This window comes from Streptomyces sp. NPDC104814 (assembly GCF_055583185.1).
Genome location: NZ_JBVJOL010000004.1, coordinates 443445 through 457958, shown reverse-complemented (window position 1 = coordinate 457958; position 14514 = coordinate 443445). Strand labels below are relative to the sequence as shown.

The window sequence follows — 14514 nt, the reverse complement described above, 5'->3', positions numbered from 1 at the left end:
GCGATCTCGCGCACAGTGCCGTGATGCGCCGACCCGGTAGGCTTCCCGAAGTGCGCCTTCGCGGCGCGCACGGGGACAGGCAGGGCAGAAAACGGGAGGGACCGGCAGTGCACGTCCAGGAATGGCTCGACACGGTACCGGCCGGCGCCGTCTACGCGATGGTCGCCCTCGTCATCGGCCTCGAGAGTCTGGGCATCCCGCTGCCCGGCGAGATCGTCCTGGTCTCGGCGGCGTTGCTGTCCTCGCAGAGCGGCGGCATCAACCCCGTCGTGCTCGGCGCGTGCGCCAGCGCCGGCGCCGTGATCGGCGACTCCATCGGCTACGCGATCGGCCGCAAGGGCGGACGGCCGCTGCTGGCCTGGCTCGGCGGGAAATTCCCCAAGCACTTCAGCGAGGGGCACATCGCGACCGCCGAGCGGTCCTTCGAGAAGTGGGGCATGTGGGCGGTCTTCTTCGGCCGCTTCGTCGCCCTGCTGCGCATCTTCGCCGGGCCCCTCGCGGGTGTGCTGCACATGCCGTACTGGAAGTTCCTCACGGCGAACTTCCTCGGCGGTGTGGTCTGGGCGGGCGGCACCACCGCCGTCATCTACTACGTCGGTGTCGTCGCCGAGTCCTGGCTGAAGAAGTTCTCCTGGCTGGGCCTGGTCCTGGCGGTCCTGATCGGCCTGGGCTCGATGCTGATCCTCAAGCGCAAGGCGCGGGTCACTGCGCGGGACGCCGAGGCGGAGAAGGCCGTGGTCACGGTCGACTGATGCGCGGTCGACTGATGCGCGGTCTGCTGATGCAGGGTCGGCTGATGCCGGGTGCGGGCCGCCCGTGGCTGGTCGCGCAGTTCCCCGCGCCCCCAGGTGTCCTGAGCTAGCCGTGCACTTCCCCGTGCGCCCTTGCCAGCTCGGCGTACATCGTGCCGTTGAGCGTCACGCCCTGCCGCTCTTCCTCGCTCAGCTCCCGCCGCACCTTCGCCGGGACGCCCGCCACCAGGGAACCCGGCGGTACGACCATCCCCTGCGGTACGAGGGCCTGCGCCGCGACCAGCGAGCCCGCGCCGATCACCGCGCCGTTCAGGACCGTCGCGCCCATGCCGATCAGGCAGTCGTCCTCGACGGTCGCGCCGTGCACGACGGCGTTGTGCCCCACCGAGACGCGCTCCCCGACCGTCACCGGGAAACCGGGGTCGGCGTGCAGGGTGCAGTTGTCCTGGATGTTGCTCTGCGCGCCGACGCTGATCCGTTCGACGTCGCCGCGCAGCACCGCGCCGTACCAGACGCTCGCGCCCGCCCGCAGCGTCACATCGCCGATCACCGACGCCGTCGGCGCCACGAACGCCTCGTCGTCGATCTTCGGTTCCTTGCCTCCGATGCCGGTGATCAGCGCCTTGTGCGTCATGGGTGCCTCCTCGATCGTCGTTCGGGAGCACCGTACGCCACCCGGTGGGGTGAAGATCACAGGGTTCGGGCGTGAGGGGTGCCGCGGACGAGGATTACGGTGAGCGGGTGCTTATGCGCAAGAACACGTTCTCGTCCTGGCGGCGCCGCCTCGCGCAGCGCGCCGTCCATGCCGGCTGGGCCTGGGTGCAGCGCAGCGGCTCGGTGACGGCGGAGCACCCGGGGCGCTTCCGCTTCGGCGCGATGGGAACAGGTACCAGGCTCGCCTTCCCGCTCGGCACGGTCTTCGGCGAGCCCTGGATCCACCTGGGCTCCCACTGCATCGTCGGTGAGCAGGTCACCCTCACCGCCGGTCTGATGCCCGACCTCGACCTCGGCCCCGAGCCGATCCTGCGCCTCGGGGACGGCGTGGTGCTGGGCCGCGGCAGCCATGTCATCGCCGACACCACGGTCACGATCGGCAGCGACTGCTACTTCGGGCCGTACGTCTACGTCACGTCCACGAACCACTCCTACGACGACCCCCACGAGCCCATCGGGCGGCAGTGGCCGCGGATGGAGCCGGTGGAGATCGGGCCGGGCTGCTGGATCGGCACAGGCGCGGTGATCCTCCCGGGTGCGCGGATCGGCCGCAACGTCGTGGTCGCGGCCGGCGCCGTGGTGCGCGGCACGGTGCCCGACCACGCGGTGGTGGCGGGCGCGCCCGCCCGGGTCGTACGGCGCTGGACGCCCGAGGACGGCTGGCAGCCCCCGCTGCGCACCCCGGCGCCGGTGCCGATCCCGGACGGTGTCACCCCGGAGCAGCTGCTGGCACTGGCCGGGCTGGACGAGGAGACGGCGGCACGCCTCGCCGAGCTGGACGAGGAACAGGAGGCGGGGCTGGCCCGCCTGGAGACGGAAGCCTGAGGCCGGGCGGGGCGGGCCCGCATGGCGGCGGACGTCTGCCGCCGGGCGGCGCCGGCCCGCCGCAAGGAAGCCTGACGCCGGGTGAAGCCTGCCGCCTCAACGCGGAGGCGTGGCGCGGGGTGAGGCCGGCCCGCCACGAGGCTGAGGCTTGGCGCCGGGCGGCGTCGGCCCGCCGCAAGGAAGCCTGACGCCGGGTGAAGCCTGCCGCCTCAAGGCGGAGGCGTGGCGCGGGGTGAGGCCGGCCCGTCTCAAGCCCGAGGGTTGGCGCCGGGCGGCGTCGGCCCGCCTCGCGGCGGAGGGCTGATGCCGGGGAGGAGCCCGGCTCAGCCCGTGGCCAGCAGCAGGCTGCCCAGCACGGCGAGTCCCGCTCCCGCCGCCTGTACGCCCCGCAGACGTTCACGCAGGAAGCCGCGGGCGGCGAGCGCGGTCACCACCGGGTAGAGCGAGGCGAGCACCGCGGCCACGGTGACCGGTCCATGGTGGGCGGCGACCCCGTACGTGCCGTTGGCGGAGACGTCCGCCAGTCCGACGAAGGCCAGCGCCGGCAGCGCGCCCCACGGGAAGCGGCCCCCGGGCAGCGCGGGCGCGCCCCGCTTGACCGAGACGTAGAGGGCGGCGCCGCCCGCGGCCACATTGGTCAGCCGCTGGACGAACAGCGCGAGGAACAGGCCGGTGACGGTGGTCGACGCCTCCGCGATCAGCGCGAACACCGCGCCGAAGCCGAGCGCCGCGACCAGCGTGAGCACGATGGTCTGCCGCTGCACCGGCGCGCCCTTGCGCTGCGGCCCGCCCGCCAGGACGACACCGGCGACGGCGACGGCGGCACCCCCGGCCTGCATCAGGCCGGGCCGCTCGCCGAGGGCCAGCCCGACGCCGATCGGCACGGCGACACTCAGCGACGCGAGCGGGGAGACGACCCCCATCGGGCCGCGGGCGAGCGCCCGGTAGAAGCAGATCATCGCCACCGGGCCCACCAGCCCGGCCGCGAAGGCGAACCACAGTCGCGGTCCCGCCTCGCTCCAGCCGCCCGTGGCCACCACGATCGCGCCGAGAACGGCTGTCGCGACGGTCTGCGAGATCACCACGACGGTCAGGGCGGGTGCGCGTCGCGTCAGCACCCCGCCGCCGAAGTCGGCCAGGCCCCACAGCAGGCTGGTGGCCAGGGCGAAGAATGCTGTCACGGTTCGCCTCGCAGTACAGTTCGGTGGACGATCGAGTACAGCTCACCGTAGTTCAGTGCAATGAACTCTGTCATCCAGAATATTTGACTTCCCGGATATTGGACGGAATGTGTCAGACCTCGACCTGCTGACCCAGTCCCTGGCGCGCAACGTCAAGCGCTGGCGCACCGAGCGCGGATTCACCCTCGACGCGCTCGCCGCACGGGCCGGCGTCAGCCGCGGCATGCTCATCCAGATCGAGCAGGCCCGCACCAACCCGAGCATCGGCACGGTCGTCAAGATCGGCGACGCGCTGGGCATCAGCATCACCACCCTGCTCGACTACGAGCAGGGCCCGAAGGTGCGTATCGTCCCCGAGGCCCAGGCCGTACGGCTGTGGCACACCGACGCGGGCAGCTACAACCGCCTCCTCGCGGGCGCCGAGGCCCCCGGCCCGCTGGAGATGTGGGACTGGCGGCTGATGCCGGGCGAGTCCAGCCCGTCCGATCCGCACCCGGCCGGCACGGTCGAGCTGGTGCACGTCACCGCCGGCGAGCTGACTCTCACCGTGGACGGTGTGGCCCACCGCATCCCGGCCGGCGCCAGCGCCTCCTTCGAGGCCAACACCCCGCACACCTACGGCAACGAGGGCGAGCAGCCAATGGAGATGATCATGGCCGTCTCGGTGCCGCCCGTGCGCTGAGACGCCCCCGCGTCCCGCCCGCCGCACTTGCTAGCGTGCGGAGCATGCAGGCACCCATCGGACACTTCGACCAGGCCGCCCCCGCCCCCGACTGCCTCGACGAACTGACCCGCCCCGTCGCCGACGCCGTACGGCACTGGCGCGGCAGCGTCCCCGCCGAGCAGATCGTCTACGTCGACACCGACCCACAGTGGGCCGACACCGCCGTCTTCGTCGAGCACTACGGCCGTGAACTGCTGGAGCAGAGCGCGAACTGTGTCGTCGTGGCCGGCAAGCGCGGCGGCGAGACCACGCTCGCCGCCTGTCTCGTCCTGTCGACCACCCGGGTCGACGTCAACGGCGTGGTACGCCGCCACCTGGGCGCGCGTAAGGCGTCCTTCGCACCGATGGAGACGGCGACAGGGGAGACCGGCATGGAGTACGGCGGCGTCACCCCCATCGGTCTGCCCGAGAGCTGGCCGCTGCTGGTGGACGCGGCCGTCGTCGACCTGCCGTACGTGCTGGTCGGCAGCGGACGGCGGCGCGGCAAGCTGCTGGTGCCGGGCAAGGCGTTCGCCGAGCTGCCGGGCGCGGTGGTGCTGGAGGGGCTGGGCGTCGCCTGAGCCGGCCGTAGAGCCGGTGTCAGGCGGCCCGCGGGTGGTGGGCCAGCGCCAGGTGCGGGTCCGCCTCGCCCGGCACCGGCGCCGGATCCGCGTGCACCAGGGCCGCCGTCAGCCGGGGCACCGCGTGCAGCAGCGCGTGTTCGGCGTCCACGGCGATCGCGTGCGCCCGGCGCACCGACACCTCACCGTCCACCACCACCGCGACCTCGGCCCGCAACCGGTGCCCGATCCAGCGCAGCCGCAGCTCACCCACCCCGCACACACCGGGCACCGTGCGCAGCGCCGCCTCCGCCCGGTCCACCAGGGCCGGGTCGACGGCGTCCATCACCCGCCGGAACACCTCACGGCCGGCGTCGCGCAGTACCAGCGCGATCGCCGCCGTGATCGCCAGTCCCACCAGCGGGTCGGCCAGGTCCCAGCCCAGTGCCGAGCCGCCCGCGCCCGCGAGTACCGCCAGCGACGTGAAGCCGTCGGTGCGGGCGTGCAGGCCGTCGGCGACCAGCGCGGCCGAGCCGATCTCCCGGCCGACCCGGATCCGGTACCGGGCCACCCACTCGTTGCCCGCGAACCCGGCGAGCGCGGCCACCGCGACGGCGCCGACGTGTTCCACCGGCCGCGGATCGAGCAGCCGCTCGAGCGCCGTCCACCCGGCGAACGCCGCCGACGCCGCGATCGTCAGCACGATCACCAGTCCGGCCAGGTCCTCGGCGCGCCCGAAGCCGTAGGTGAAGCGCCGGGTGGCCGCGCGGCGGCCGAGCACGAACGCGATCCCGAGCGGTACGGCCGTCAGCGCGTCCGCCGCGTTGTGCACCGTGTCGCCGAGCAGCGCCACCGACCCGGACACCGCCACCACCAGTGCCTGTACGAGCGCCGTCACGCCGAGCACCGCCAGCGAGACCCACAGCGCGCGCATGCCGCGGGCGGAGGACTCCAAGGCGGCGTCCACCTTGTCGGCGCTTTCGTGCGAGTGGGGTGTGAGGAGGTGGGCGAGGCGGTGGCGGAAGCGGGAGTGCGGGTGCCGGTGGGGGGCGTGCCCCTCCTGCGGGCGGCTGGCGTGCTCACCGTGGCCGTGGCCGTGGCCGTGGCCGTGGCCGTGGCCGTGACCGTGATCGTAATCGTGGCCGTGGTCGTGGTGCGGGTGCTCGCCGTGCCGCTCGTGCCGGTGTTCGTGGTGGTGCCGGTCGCTCACGCCCGTCCCCTTCCGGTGTCCGGAGGTGGACGTACCCCGCCCACGGCGCCATTATGTGCGTATGAGCGCACGCATGCACCTCTCATCTGCGGACGATGCGCACCCGCGCACCCCGGGCGAGGAACAGTTCGCGCTCGCGGCCGAGCTGCTCGCGCTGCTCGGGGACCGGACCCGGCTGGCGCTGCTGCACGCGCTGGCCGCCGAGGAGGCCGACGTCACCACGCTCACCGAGGCGTGCGGGGCGGCCCGCCCGGCGGTCAGCCAGCACCTGGCCCGGCTGCGCCTGGCCGGACTCGTGACCACCCGCAAGGAGGGGCGCCGGGTGATCTACGCCCTGCGCGACGGCCATGTGCGCCGTCTGGTCGACGAGGCGCTCAGCGTCGCCGACCACCGGCTCACCGACCGGCCTCCGCACGACTGACCCCTTGAGTCAGTGGCGCTCCGCGCTGCCCAGGTACTGCTCGGCGAACGCGGCGGCCGCCACCGGCGAGCTGAACAGCCGCCGCAGCCGGGCCAGCGAGGTGCCCGCACGGAACGCGTCGTCCGCCGCCGGCCCGTGGTACACCTCCGACAGCCAGTGCGAGAACTCCTGGTAGTCCCACACCCGGCGCAGACACGCCTCGGAGTAGCCCGCGAGTCCGCTGTCGTCGCCCCTCGTCAGCCGCGCGACCAGCGCGTCGCCGAGCAGGAACGCGTCGTGCAGCGCGAGGTTCATGCCCTTCGCGGCGATCGGCGCGACGAGATGCGCGGAGTCCCCGGCCAGGAACAGCCGGCCGGACGCCATCGGCTCCACGACATAGTCGTGCATGTCCAGCACGCGCTTCTCGATCAGCGGCCCCTCGACCGGCTCCGGCGCCCCCTCGGCCGCGAGCCGCACCCGCAGCGCGTTCCACACGCGCGCGTGCGACCAGTTCTCCGGGTCGTCGCCCGGCGGGCACTGCAGGTAGTAGCGGGTCATCTCGGGGCTGCGCGGCATCTGCCCGGCGAACCCGTGCGGATGGACGCCGAACAGCACGCAGTCCGTGGAGGGCGGCGCCTCGGCGAGCAGTGCCAGCCAGCCGATGCCGTAGTCGTGCCGGGCGATGCGCGCCCGGCCGCCGGCCAGGGCCGCCCGCGTCACCCCCCGCGCCCCGTCGCACCCGGCGACGAAGTCACAGCGCAGCACCCGCCGTTCCCCCGTGCCGGGACAGGTGTACGACACCGACGGCCGGTCGGAGTCCACGTCGTGGACGGCCACGTCCCGCACCGCGAACCGGACGTCCCCGCCGCGCTCGTCGGCGTAGGCGCGCAGCAGGTCGCTCACCAGCAAGGGCTGTGGATACACCCAGTGGTGACTTCCGGTCAGCTCGCCGTAGGCGAAGCGGTAGCGGCCGCCGTCGAAGCGGAACTCGCACGCGGTGTGCCGCTGGGCCCCGGCCAGCAGCCTCCCGGCGAGGCCCCGCTTCTCCAGCTCGTGGACGGCCCACTCCTCCAGCACCCCCGCTCTGGGCCGCTGTTCGACGAACTGCCGGGTCTCGGTCTCCAGCACCACGCAGCGCACACCGGCGGCGGAGAGGAGGTTGGCGACCGTCAGGCCGGCGGGTCCGGCGCCCACGACGACGACCGGAACATGCTGTATGTGGGGGGAGTTGGGGATCACGCCGTCATTATGGCGGCGGCCCCGCCGCTCAGCGCAGCCTGGGGATCTCGATGGCGGGGCAGCGGTCCATCACCATCTCCAGGCCGGCGTCGCGCACGCGCGCGCAGGCGGCCTCGTCGATCACCCCCAGCTGGAACCAGACCGCCCGGGCGCCCTTGGCGACGGCCTCGTCCGCGACGGCCCCGGCCAGGTGGCTGTTGACGAAGACGTCGACGACGTCCACGTCGAAGGGGATGTCCGCGAGGGTGGCGTACCCCTGCTCGCCGTGCACCGTCTCCGCCTTCGGGTGCACGGGCACGATCCGCTTGCCGAACCGCTGCAGCACCTGCGCCACGCCGTACGCGGCGCGGTCGCGGTTCGCGGACAGGCCGACCACGGCCCAGGTGTCGCCCAGCTCGGTGAGGATCTTGCGGATGGTTGCCTCGTCGCCGTACACCGGCGGCCTCCCTCGGCCTCGGAAGTGGAAGTGAAACGGTTCTGCGAACCACAACCGACGAGGGGCGGCCGGGATTCCACCTGCGCGCGGGCGGCGACGGGCCTAGGCTCGCTGCGTGCTGCGCATCACCGACGCCCGAACCGGCAAGTCCCTCGAGGCCGCGCCCGTGCGCCGCGGCCTGACCCGCATCGAGGCGCACGCGCCCGCGCCCGACTCCGTGTCCCTGCGGGTCCTGCTCGTCACCGACCTGCTCGTGCGCGCCCTGGAACTGGGCGGCACGCCCGTGTGGGCGCTGCTGGCCGGCCGCAGCGGGCAGGCGGAGCTGCGTGCGAGCGCGGCGGCCCTCGGCATCCGTCCGCTGGAGGACAGCCACGACGTGGGGGCCGGCCTGGGCGAGGCCCAGGTCATCCATGTCGTGGCCGACGGCGGTGACACTCCCGACGGCGTCCGGCTCGCCGTCGGGCCCGTGACCCCGGCGGACGGCCTCCCCGCGGACTGGCTGCGGGCCGACGCCGACCCCGCCGCCGTACGCCTCGCGCTGCTGTCCGAGCCTCGCACCGCTCCGGCCCTGCTGGACCCGGACACCCTGGCCGCCGCCCGCGGCACCCTCGCCCGGTGGCGCCGCGCCGTCGCCGACTGGGCGCGCCACCCCTCGCGGCCCATCCCCGAGGACGTGCGCGGCGACCTGCGCAGCGCCTGGGAGGACGACCTGGACATGCCCGCCGTGCTGGACGTGCTGCGCCGGGTCGAGGCGGCCGGGCCCGAGCTGGCGGAGGGCGCACGCTTCGAGACGTACGCCTACGCCGACCGGCTGCTCGGCCTCGACCTCGCCCGTGACCTGGGGGCGGCGTGAGAGCGAGGTGGCCGGGGTGACGGCCGCGCGATCCGGTGCCGGGCCACTGCGCCGGCTGGTCGTCCTGCGGCACGCCAAGTCGGCGTGGCCCGAGGACGTCCCCGATCACGCCCGTCCCCTCGGCAAGCGCGGCCGCCGCGACGCCCCGGCCGCCGGACGCGCGCTCGCCGAGGCGGACCTGCTGCCCGACCTCGCCGTGTGCTCCACCGCGCTGCGCGCCCGGCAGACCTGGGAGCTGGCGGCCGCGCAGTGGGGCACCCCGCCGCCGGTGCGCTTCGAGGGGCGCCTGTACGCGGCCGGCGCGGGCGACCTGCTGACGGTCGCCCGTGAGACCCCGCCCGAGGTGGGGACGCTGCTGCTCGTCGGGCACAACCCGGGCCTGGAGGACCTCGTCCTGACGCTGGCCGGTGACGGCATCGGCGACACCCTGGAGCGGGTCCGGGTGAAGTTCCCCACGTCGGCGATCGCGGTCCTGACCTGGTACGGCCGCCAGTGGTCCGCCCTCGCCCCGTGCGCCGCCCTGCTGACCTCGCTCACCGTCCCCCGGGGCGACGGGAAGTAGCCCGGCCGGACGCGTCCCGCGGTGCGCATAGGCTGGCCGGATGCAGGACGAGTACCGCACGATCGGCCGCGCCGGGGTGCACGAGACCGAGGTCAACCGCTCCCGCTTCCTGTGCGCGCTGGCCCCGGCGGCCACCGAGCAGGAGGCGCAGGCCTTCATCGCCGCGGTCCGCAAGGAGCACGCCGACGCCACCCACAACTGCTGGGCGTACGTCATCGGCGCCGACGCCTCGACCCAGAAGGCGAGCGACGACGGGGAGCCCGGCGGCACCGCGGGCGTGCCGATGCTCCAGATGCTGCTGCGCCGTGACATGCGCTATGTCGTCGCCGTCGTCACCCGGTACTACGGCGGCGTCAAGCTGGGCGCCGGCGGACTGATCCGCGCCTACGGCGGCGCGGTCGGCGAGGCCCTGGACGCGCTGGGGACGATCACCCGCCGGCGGTTCCGCCTGGCCACCGTGACCGTCGACCACCAGCGGGCCGGCAAGGTGCAGAACGACCTGCGGGCCACCGGCCGCGAGGTGCGGGACGTGCGCTACGGCGAGGAGGTCACGATCGAGATCGGGCTGCCGGACGCGGACGTGGACACCTTCCGCGCCTGGCTGGCGGACGTGACGGCGGGCAGAGCCGGATTCGAACTGGGCGGAGAAGCCTACGGAGACGCCTGACAATTCGGGCAAAAAGGATGTAACTGGCCTGCTGGGGAACGGGCATGGCGGGCCGTTACGGGAGTAACCGCCCGTGATGTCAGACCCGGCCGTTAGTCTCGGGGATCATGAGGCTGCTCCACACTTCCGACTGGCATCTCGGCCGGGCGTTCCACCGGGCGAACATGCTCGACGCCCAGGCCGCCTTCGTCGGTCACCTCGTCGCCACCGTGCGCGAGCGCGGCGTCGACGCGGTCGTCGTGTCGGGAGACGTGTACGACCGCGCGGTGCCGCCGCTCGCCGCGGTCGAGCTGTTCGACGACGCCCTGCACCGCCTGGCCGCCCTCGGCGTGCCCACGGTGATGATCTCGGGCAACCACGACTCCGCCCGCCGCCTCGGGGTGGGCGCCGGCCTCATCGACCGCGCCGGCATACACCTGCGCACCGATCCCGCGAGCTGTGCCACCCCGGTGGTGCTGCGGGACGCGTTCGGCGACGTCGCCTTCTACGGGCTGCCCTACCTCGAACCGGCCCTGGTCAAGGACGAGTTCGGCGTCGAGAAGCCGGGCCACGAGGCGGTGCTCGCCGCCGCGATGGACCGCGTCCGCGCCGACCTCGCCGGCCGCCCGCCCGGCACCCGCTCCGTCGTCCTCGCGCACGCCTTCGTCACCGGCGGGCAGGCCAGCGACAGCGAGCGGGACATCACCGTCGGCGGCGTGGCCGCGGTGCCCGCCGCCGTCTTCGACGGGGTGGACTACGCGGCCCTCGGTCATCTGCACGGCTGCCAGACCATCACCGAGCGCGTGCGCTACTCCGGCTCACCGCTGGCGTACTCCTTCTCCGAGGCCGGCCACCGCAAGAGCATGTGGCTGATCGACCTGGGCGAGGGCGGCGCGCTCACCGCCGAGCGGATCGACTGCCCGGTGCCGCGTCCGCTCGCCCGGCTGCGCGGCACCCTGGAGGAGCTGCTCGCCGACCCCGGTCTCGACCGGCACGAGGAGGCATGGGTCGAGGCCACCCTGACCGACGCCGTCCGCCCCGCCGACCCCATGGCCCGGCTCACCGAGCGCTTCCCGCACACCCTCAGCCTCGTCTTCGCACCCGAGCGGGCGTCCGAGGACCCCGAGGTGACCTACGCCCGCCGGCTCGCCGGGCGCAGCGACCAGCAGATCGCCGAGGACTTCGTCGCCCATGTGCGCGGCGGCGCGGGGCCGGACGCCGACGAACAGGCCGTCCTGCGCGAGGCGTTCGACGCCATGCGCGCCGACGTGACGGCGCGGGAGGTCGCACGGTGAGGGCCGGTTCGCGTGTGGTGGGGGCGGGCTCGTTTGTGGCGCGGGCTGGCTCGCGTGCGGCCAGGGCGACTTCGCATGCGGCGGCAGTGGGCTCGGGCACGGCGACGGTGGGCTCGGGCGTGGCGATCGTGGGGGAGGGGGCCCGGTGAGGCTGCACCGGCTGGACATCACGGCCTTCGGGCCGTTCGGCGGCGAGCAGAGCGTCGACTTCGACGCCCTCTCCGCGGCCGGTCTCTTCCTGCTGCACGGGCCGACGGGCGCCGGCAAGACATCGGTGCTCGACGCCGTCTGCTACGCCCTGTACGGCTCCGTGCCGGGCGCCCGCCAGGGCATGACCCTGCGCAGCGACCACGCCGACCCGCGCACCCGCACCCAGGTCACCCTCGATCTGACCGTCGCGGGCCGGCGGCTGGAGATCACCCGGCAGCCGGCGTGGGAGCGCCCGAAGCTGCGGGGCAAGGGCAGCACGGTCGACAAGGCCCAGACCTGGCTGCGCGCATACGACCCGGTGGCCGGCGCCTGGAAGGACCTCAGCCGCTCCCACCAGGAGATCGGCGAGGAGATCACCCAGCTGCTCGGCATGAGCCGCGAGCAGTTCTGCCAGGTCGTCCTGTTGCCCCAGGGCGACTTCGCCCGCTTTCTGCGCGCCGACGCCGAGGCCCGCGGCCGTCTGCTCGGCCGGCTCTTCGACACCCAGCGCTTCGCCGACGTCGAGAAACGGCTCGCCGAGCGCCGCCGTACGACCGAGACGCGGGTGCGCGACGGCGACGCGGCGCTGCTCGCCGACGCCCACCGCATGCAGCAGGCCGCCGGTGACGCCATGGAGCTGCCCGAGCTGACACCGGGCGAGCCGGGCCTGGCCGACGCCGTGCTGGGCGCCGCCGCGGTCGCCCGCTCCACCGCCCGCGAGCAGCTCGCCGTGGCCCGCTGCCGTCTCGCGGCCGCCGAGTCCGCGCAGGCCGCCGCGGACCGCGCGCTGGAGGACACCCGGGAACTGGCCCGGCTCCAGGCCCGCTTCGCGCAGGCCCGGGAGCGGGCCCGGGCGCTGGAGGAGCGCTCCGAGGCGTACCAGGCGGCACAGGCGCGCATGCAGCGCTCCCGCAAGGCGGAGGCCGTGGCGCCCGCGCTGCGGCTGCGGGACGACGCCGAGGCCGAACACGAGCGCGCCGCCCGGCAGGAAACACGCACGCGTGCCCTGCTGCCCGACACGTACGCGGAGGCCGGGGCGGCCGGGCTCGCCGCCGCCGCGCGCCGGGCCGCCGAGGAGCTGGGCGGCCTGGAATCCGCCCGCCGCGCCGAACAGCGCCTCGCCGCCCTCCTCGCCGAACGCGCCGGCCTGGACCGCCAGGAACGTGCCGACGACGACGTCCTCGCCGACGCCGAGCAATGGCTCGCCGGGTGGCAGGAGACCCGCGCCGGCCTGCAGAGCCGTATCGACACCGCCCAGGAGGCCGCGACCCGGGCCGAGCAGCTCGCCGAGCGGCGCGAGCCCGCCCAGCGCCGGCTGCGCGCCGCCCGCGAGCGCGACCGGCTCACCGAGGAGACGGCGGCGGCCGCCGACCTCGCCCGCCGGGCCGGCGAGGCCGTGTCGGCGGCCAGGGAGCACTGGCTGGACGTCAAGGAACAGCGGCTCGACGGCATCGCCGCCGAACTCGCCGCCCGCCTCGCCGACGGCGAACCCTGCGCGGTGTGCGGCGCCACCGAGCACCCCGCGCCCGCCCGCAAGGACGCCGGGCACATCGACCGCGAGGCCGAGGACGCGGCGCTGGCCGCCTACCAGCAGGCACAGCAGCGGCAGAGCGACGCCGAGCGGCGCCTTGCCGCCGTACGCGAGGCGCTGGCCGCCGCCACCGCCGAGGCCGGCGACGACCCGGCCGACCGGCTCGCCCGGGAGGCGGACGAGGTGGAGCGCCTCTTCGCCGCGGCCCGGCGGGACGCCTCCGCGCTGCACGCCGCCCAGGAGGACCTGCGCCGGGCGGAACAGGAACGCGAGCGGCGCGGCGCCGAACGCCAGGAAGCGGCCGTGCGCGCCGCCGCCCGCGTCGGCCACCGCGAGCGCCTGGAGCGTGAACGGGCGCTGCTGGAGGAGGAACTGGCGCAGGCCCGCGGCGCCGCCGGCAGTGTGGCCGCGCGCGCCGCGCAGCTGGAGCGCCGGGCCGCCCTGCTCACCGACGCCGCCGAGGCCGTGCGCGCCGCCGAGGACGCCGCCCAGCGGCTCAAGGACGCCGACGCGCGACTCGCGGACGCCGCGTTCCGCGCCGGGTTCGACACCCCGCAGGCAGCCGCCGAGGCGCTGCTCACCGACGTCGAGCACCGCGAGCTGCAACGGCGACTGGACGCCTGGCAGACCGAGGAGGCCGCCGTCCGCGCGACGCTCGCCGAGACCGACGCCGCGGCCGCCGACCGGCAGCCGCCCGCCGACCTCGGCGCCGCCGAGCGGGCCGCCGCCGCGGCCGCCGACCGGCTGCGCGCCGCCGCCTCCGCGTGCGACGCCGCCGCCCGCCGCTGCACCGAACTGGACGGTCTCTCCGCGCGTGCCGAGCAGGGCGTGCGCCGGCTCGCCCCGCTGCGCGAGGAGTACGACCGGGTGGCCCGGCTCGCCGCCCTCGCGGCCGGCACGTCCGCCGACAACGAGCGCCGGATGCGCCTGGAGTCCTACGTGCTGGCGGCCCGGCTGGAACAGGTCGCCGCCGCGGCGACCGCCCGGCTGCGGCGCATGTCGTCCGGCCGCTACACCCTGGTCCACTCCGACGACCGCACCGGGCGCGGCCGCAGCGGTCTCGGCCTGCACGTGGTCGACGCCTGGACCGGCCGTGAACGCGACACCGCGACCCTGTCCGGGGGCGAGACCTTCTTCGCCTCCCTCGCGCTCGCGCTCGGCCTCGCCGACGTCGTCACCGACGAGGCCGGCGGGGTGCGGCTGGACACGCTCTTCATCGACGAGGGCTTCGGCAGTCTCGACGACCAGACCCTCGACGAGGTCCTGGACGTGCTCGACTCACTGCGCGAGCGGGACCGCAGCGTCGGCATCGTCAGTCATGTCCCCGACCTGCGCCGCCGCATCCACGCCCAGCTCGAGGTGGTCAAGGGCAGATCCGGGTCGGTGCTGCGGCGGCGCGGTCACTGACCCGGCGAGCG

The 14514-nt window shown here is 74.9% G+C and carries 15 protein-coding genes; 10 read left to right on the top strand and 5 right to left on the bottom strand.

Annotation, left to right across the window (positions count from 1 at the left end; genetic code table 11):
• The first annotated feature begins 107 nt into the window (after positions 1–107).
• Positions 108–752, top strand: a complete 645-nt coding sequence (locus ACZ64A_RS17995) for a DedA family protein (RefSeq protein ID WP_469811304.1) — start codon at positions 108–110, stop codon at positions 750–752.
• A gap of 106 nt (positions 753–858) precedes the next feature.
• Here ACZ64A_RS17995 and ACZ64A_RS17990 read toward each other — a convergent pair whose 3' ends face one another.
• Positions 859–1386: a gamma carbonic anhydrase family protein gene (locus tag ACZ64A_RS17990; RefSeq protein WP_469811303.1), complete on the bottom strand. Its 528-nt coding sequence runs from the start codon at positions 1384–1386 to the stop codon at positions 859–861.
• A 113-nt stretch (positions 1387–1499) separates the two neighbouring features.
• On the opposite strand from ACZ64A_RS17990, the gene ACZ64A_RS17985 reads away from it, so the two are divergent.
• Entirely contained in the window at positions 1500–2291 is a 792-nt protein-coding gene (locus tag ACZ64A_RS17985; protein WP_469811387.1) for an acyltransferase, read from the top strand.
• A gap of 323 nt (positions 2292–2614) precedes the next feature.
• Here ACZ64A_RS17985 and ACZ64A_RS17980 read toward each other — a convergent pair whose 3' ends face one another.
• Entirely contained in the window at positions 2615–3472 is an 858-nt protein-coding gene (locus ACZ64A_RS17980; protein ID WP_469811302.1) for an EamA family transporter, read from the bottom strand.
• A 109-nt stretch (positions 3473–3581) separates the two neighbouring features.
• On the opposite strand from ACZ64A_RS17980, the gene ACZ64A_RS17975 reads away from it, so the two are divergent.
• The gene (locus ACZ64A_RS17975; RefSeq protein ID WP_469811301.1) at positions 3582–4154 is read left to right on the top strand and encodes a helix-turn-helix domain-containing protein; all 573 of its coding nucleotides are present in this window, start codon (positions 3582–3584) and stop codon (positions 4152–4154) included.
• Positions 4155–4198: 44 nt separating this feature from the next.
• Positions 4199–4756 (top strand): YbaK/EbsC family protein, encoded by a 558-nt coding sequence (locus ACZ64A_RS17970; RefSeq protein WP_469811299.1) that lies wholly within the window; start codon positions 4199–4201, stop codon positions 4754–4756.
• 19 nt (positions 4757–4775) lie between these two features.
• On the opposite strand, the gene ACZ64A_RS17965 is transcribed toward ACZ64A_RS17970, so the two are convergent.
• Positions 4776–5945, bottom strand: coding sequence for a cation diffusion facilitator family transporter (locus tag ACZ64A_RS17965; RefSeq protein WP_469811298.1), 1170 nt, complete (start codon positions 5943–5945; stop codon positions 4776–4778).
• 61 nt (positions 5946–6006) lie between these two features.
• Here ACZ64A_RS17965 and ACZ64A_RS17960 point away from each other — a divergent pair, with 61 nt between their 5' ends.
• Positions 6007–6366 (top strand): ArsR/SmtB family transcription factor, encoded by a 360-nt coding sequence (locus ACZ64A_RS17960; RefSeq protein ID WP_469811297.1) that lies wholly within the window; start codon positions 6007–6009, stop codon positions 6364–6366.
• Positions 6367–6375: 9 nt separating this feature from the next.
• Here ACZ64A_RS17960 and ACZ64A_RS17955 read toward each other — a convergent pair whose 3' ends face one another.
• Positions 6376–7584, bottom strand: coding sequence for a 4-hydroxybenzoate 3-monooxygenase (locus ACZ64A_RS17955; protein WP_469811296.1), 1209 nt, complete (start codon positions 7582–7584; stop codon positions 6376–6378).
• Positions 7585–7612: 28 nt separating this feature from the next.
• Entirely contained in the window at positions 7613–8020 is a 408-nt protein-coding gene (locus tag ACZ64A_RS17950; protein ID WP_469811295.1) for a CoA-binding protein, read from the bottom strand.
• A 115-nt stretch (positions 8021–8135) separates the two neighbouring features.
• Between ACZ64A_RS17950 and ACZ64A_RS17945 the strand changes: the two genes are divergently transcribed.
• The 5 genes from ACZ64A_RS17945 to ACZ64A_RS17925 all read left to right on the top strand — a co-directional run bounded on the left by ACZ64A_RS17945 (position 8136) and on the right by ACZ64A_RS17925 (position 14503).
• Entirely contained in the window at positions 8136–8873 is a 738-nt protein-coding gene (locus ACZ64A_RS17945) for a hypothetical protein (protein WP_469811294.1), read from the top strand.
• Between the two features lie 16 nt (positions 8874–8889).
• Positions 8890–9435, top strand: coding sequence for a SixA phosphatase family protein (locus ACZ64A_RS17940; RefSeq protein ID WP_469811293.1), 546 nt, complete (start codon positions 8890–8892; stop codon positions 9433–9435).
• Positions 9436–9475: 40 nt separating this feature from the next.
• Positions 9476–10102: a YigZ family protein gene (locus ACZ64A_RS17935; protein WP_469811292.1), complete on the top strand. Its 627-nt coding sequence runs from the start codon at positions 9476–9478 to the stop codon at positions 10100–10102.
• A gap of 107 nt (positions 10103–10209) precedes the next feature.
• A complete protein-coding gene (locus tag ACZ64A_RS17930; protein ID WP_469811290.1) occupies positions 10210–11376 on the top strand; it encodes an exonuclease SbcCD subunit D in 1167 nt (388 codons plus the stop codon).
• A gap of 145 nt (positions 11377–11521) precedes the next feature.
• Positions 11522–14503 carry an AAA family ATPase gene (locus ACZ64A_RS17925; protein ID WP_469811289.1) on the top strand — a complete coding sequence of 994 codons (2982 nt, stop codon included), beginning with the start codon at positions 11522–11524 and terminating at the stop codon, positions 14501–14503.
• Positions 14504–14514 lie beyond the last annotated feature (11 nt).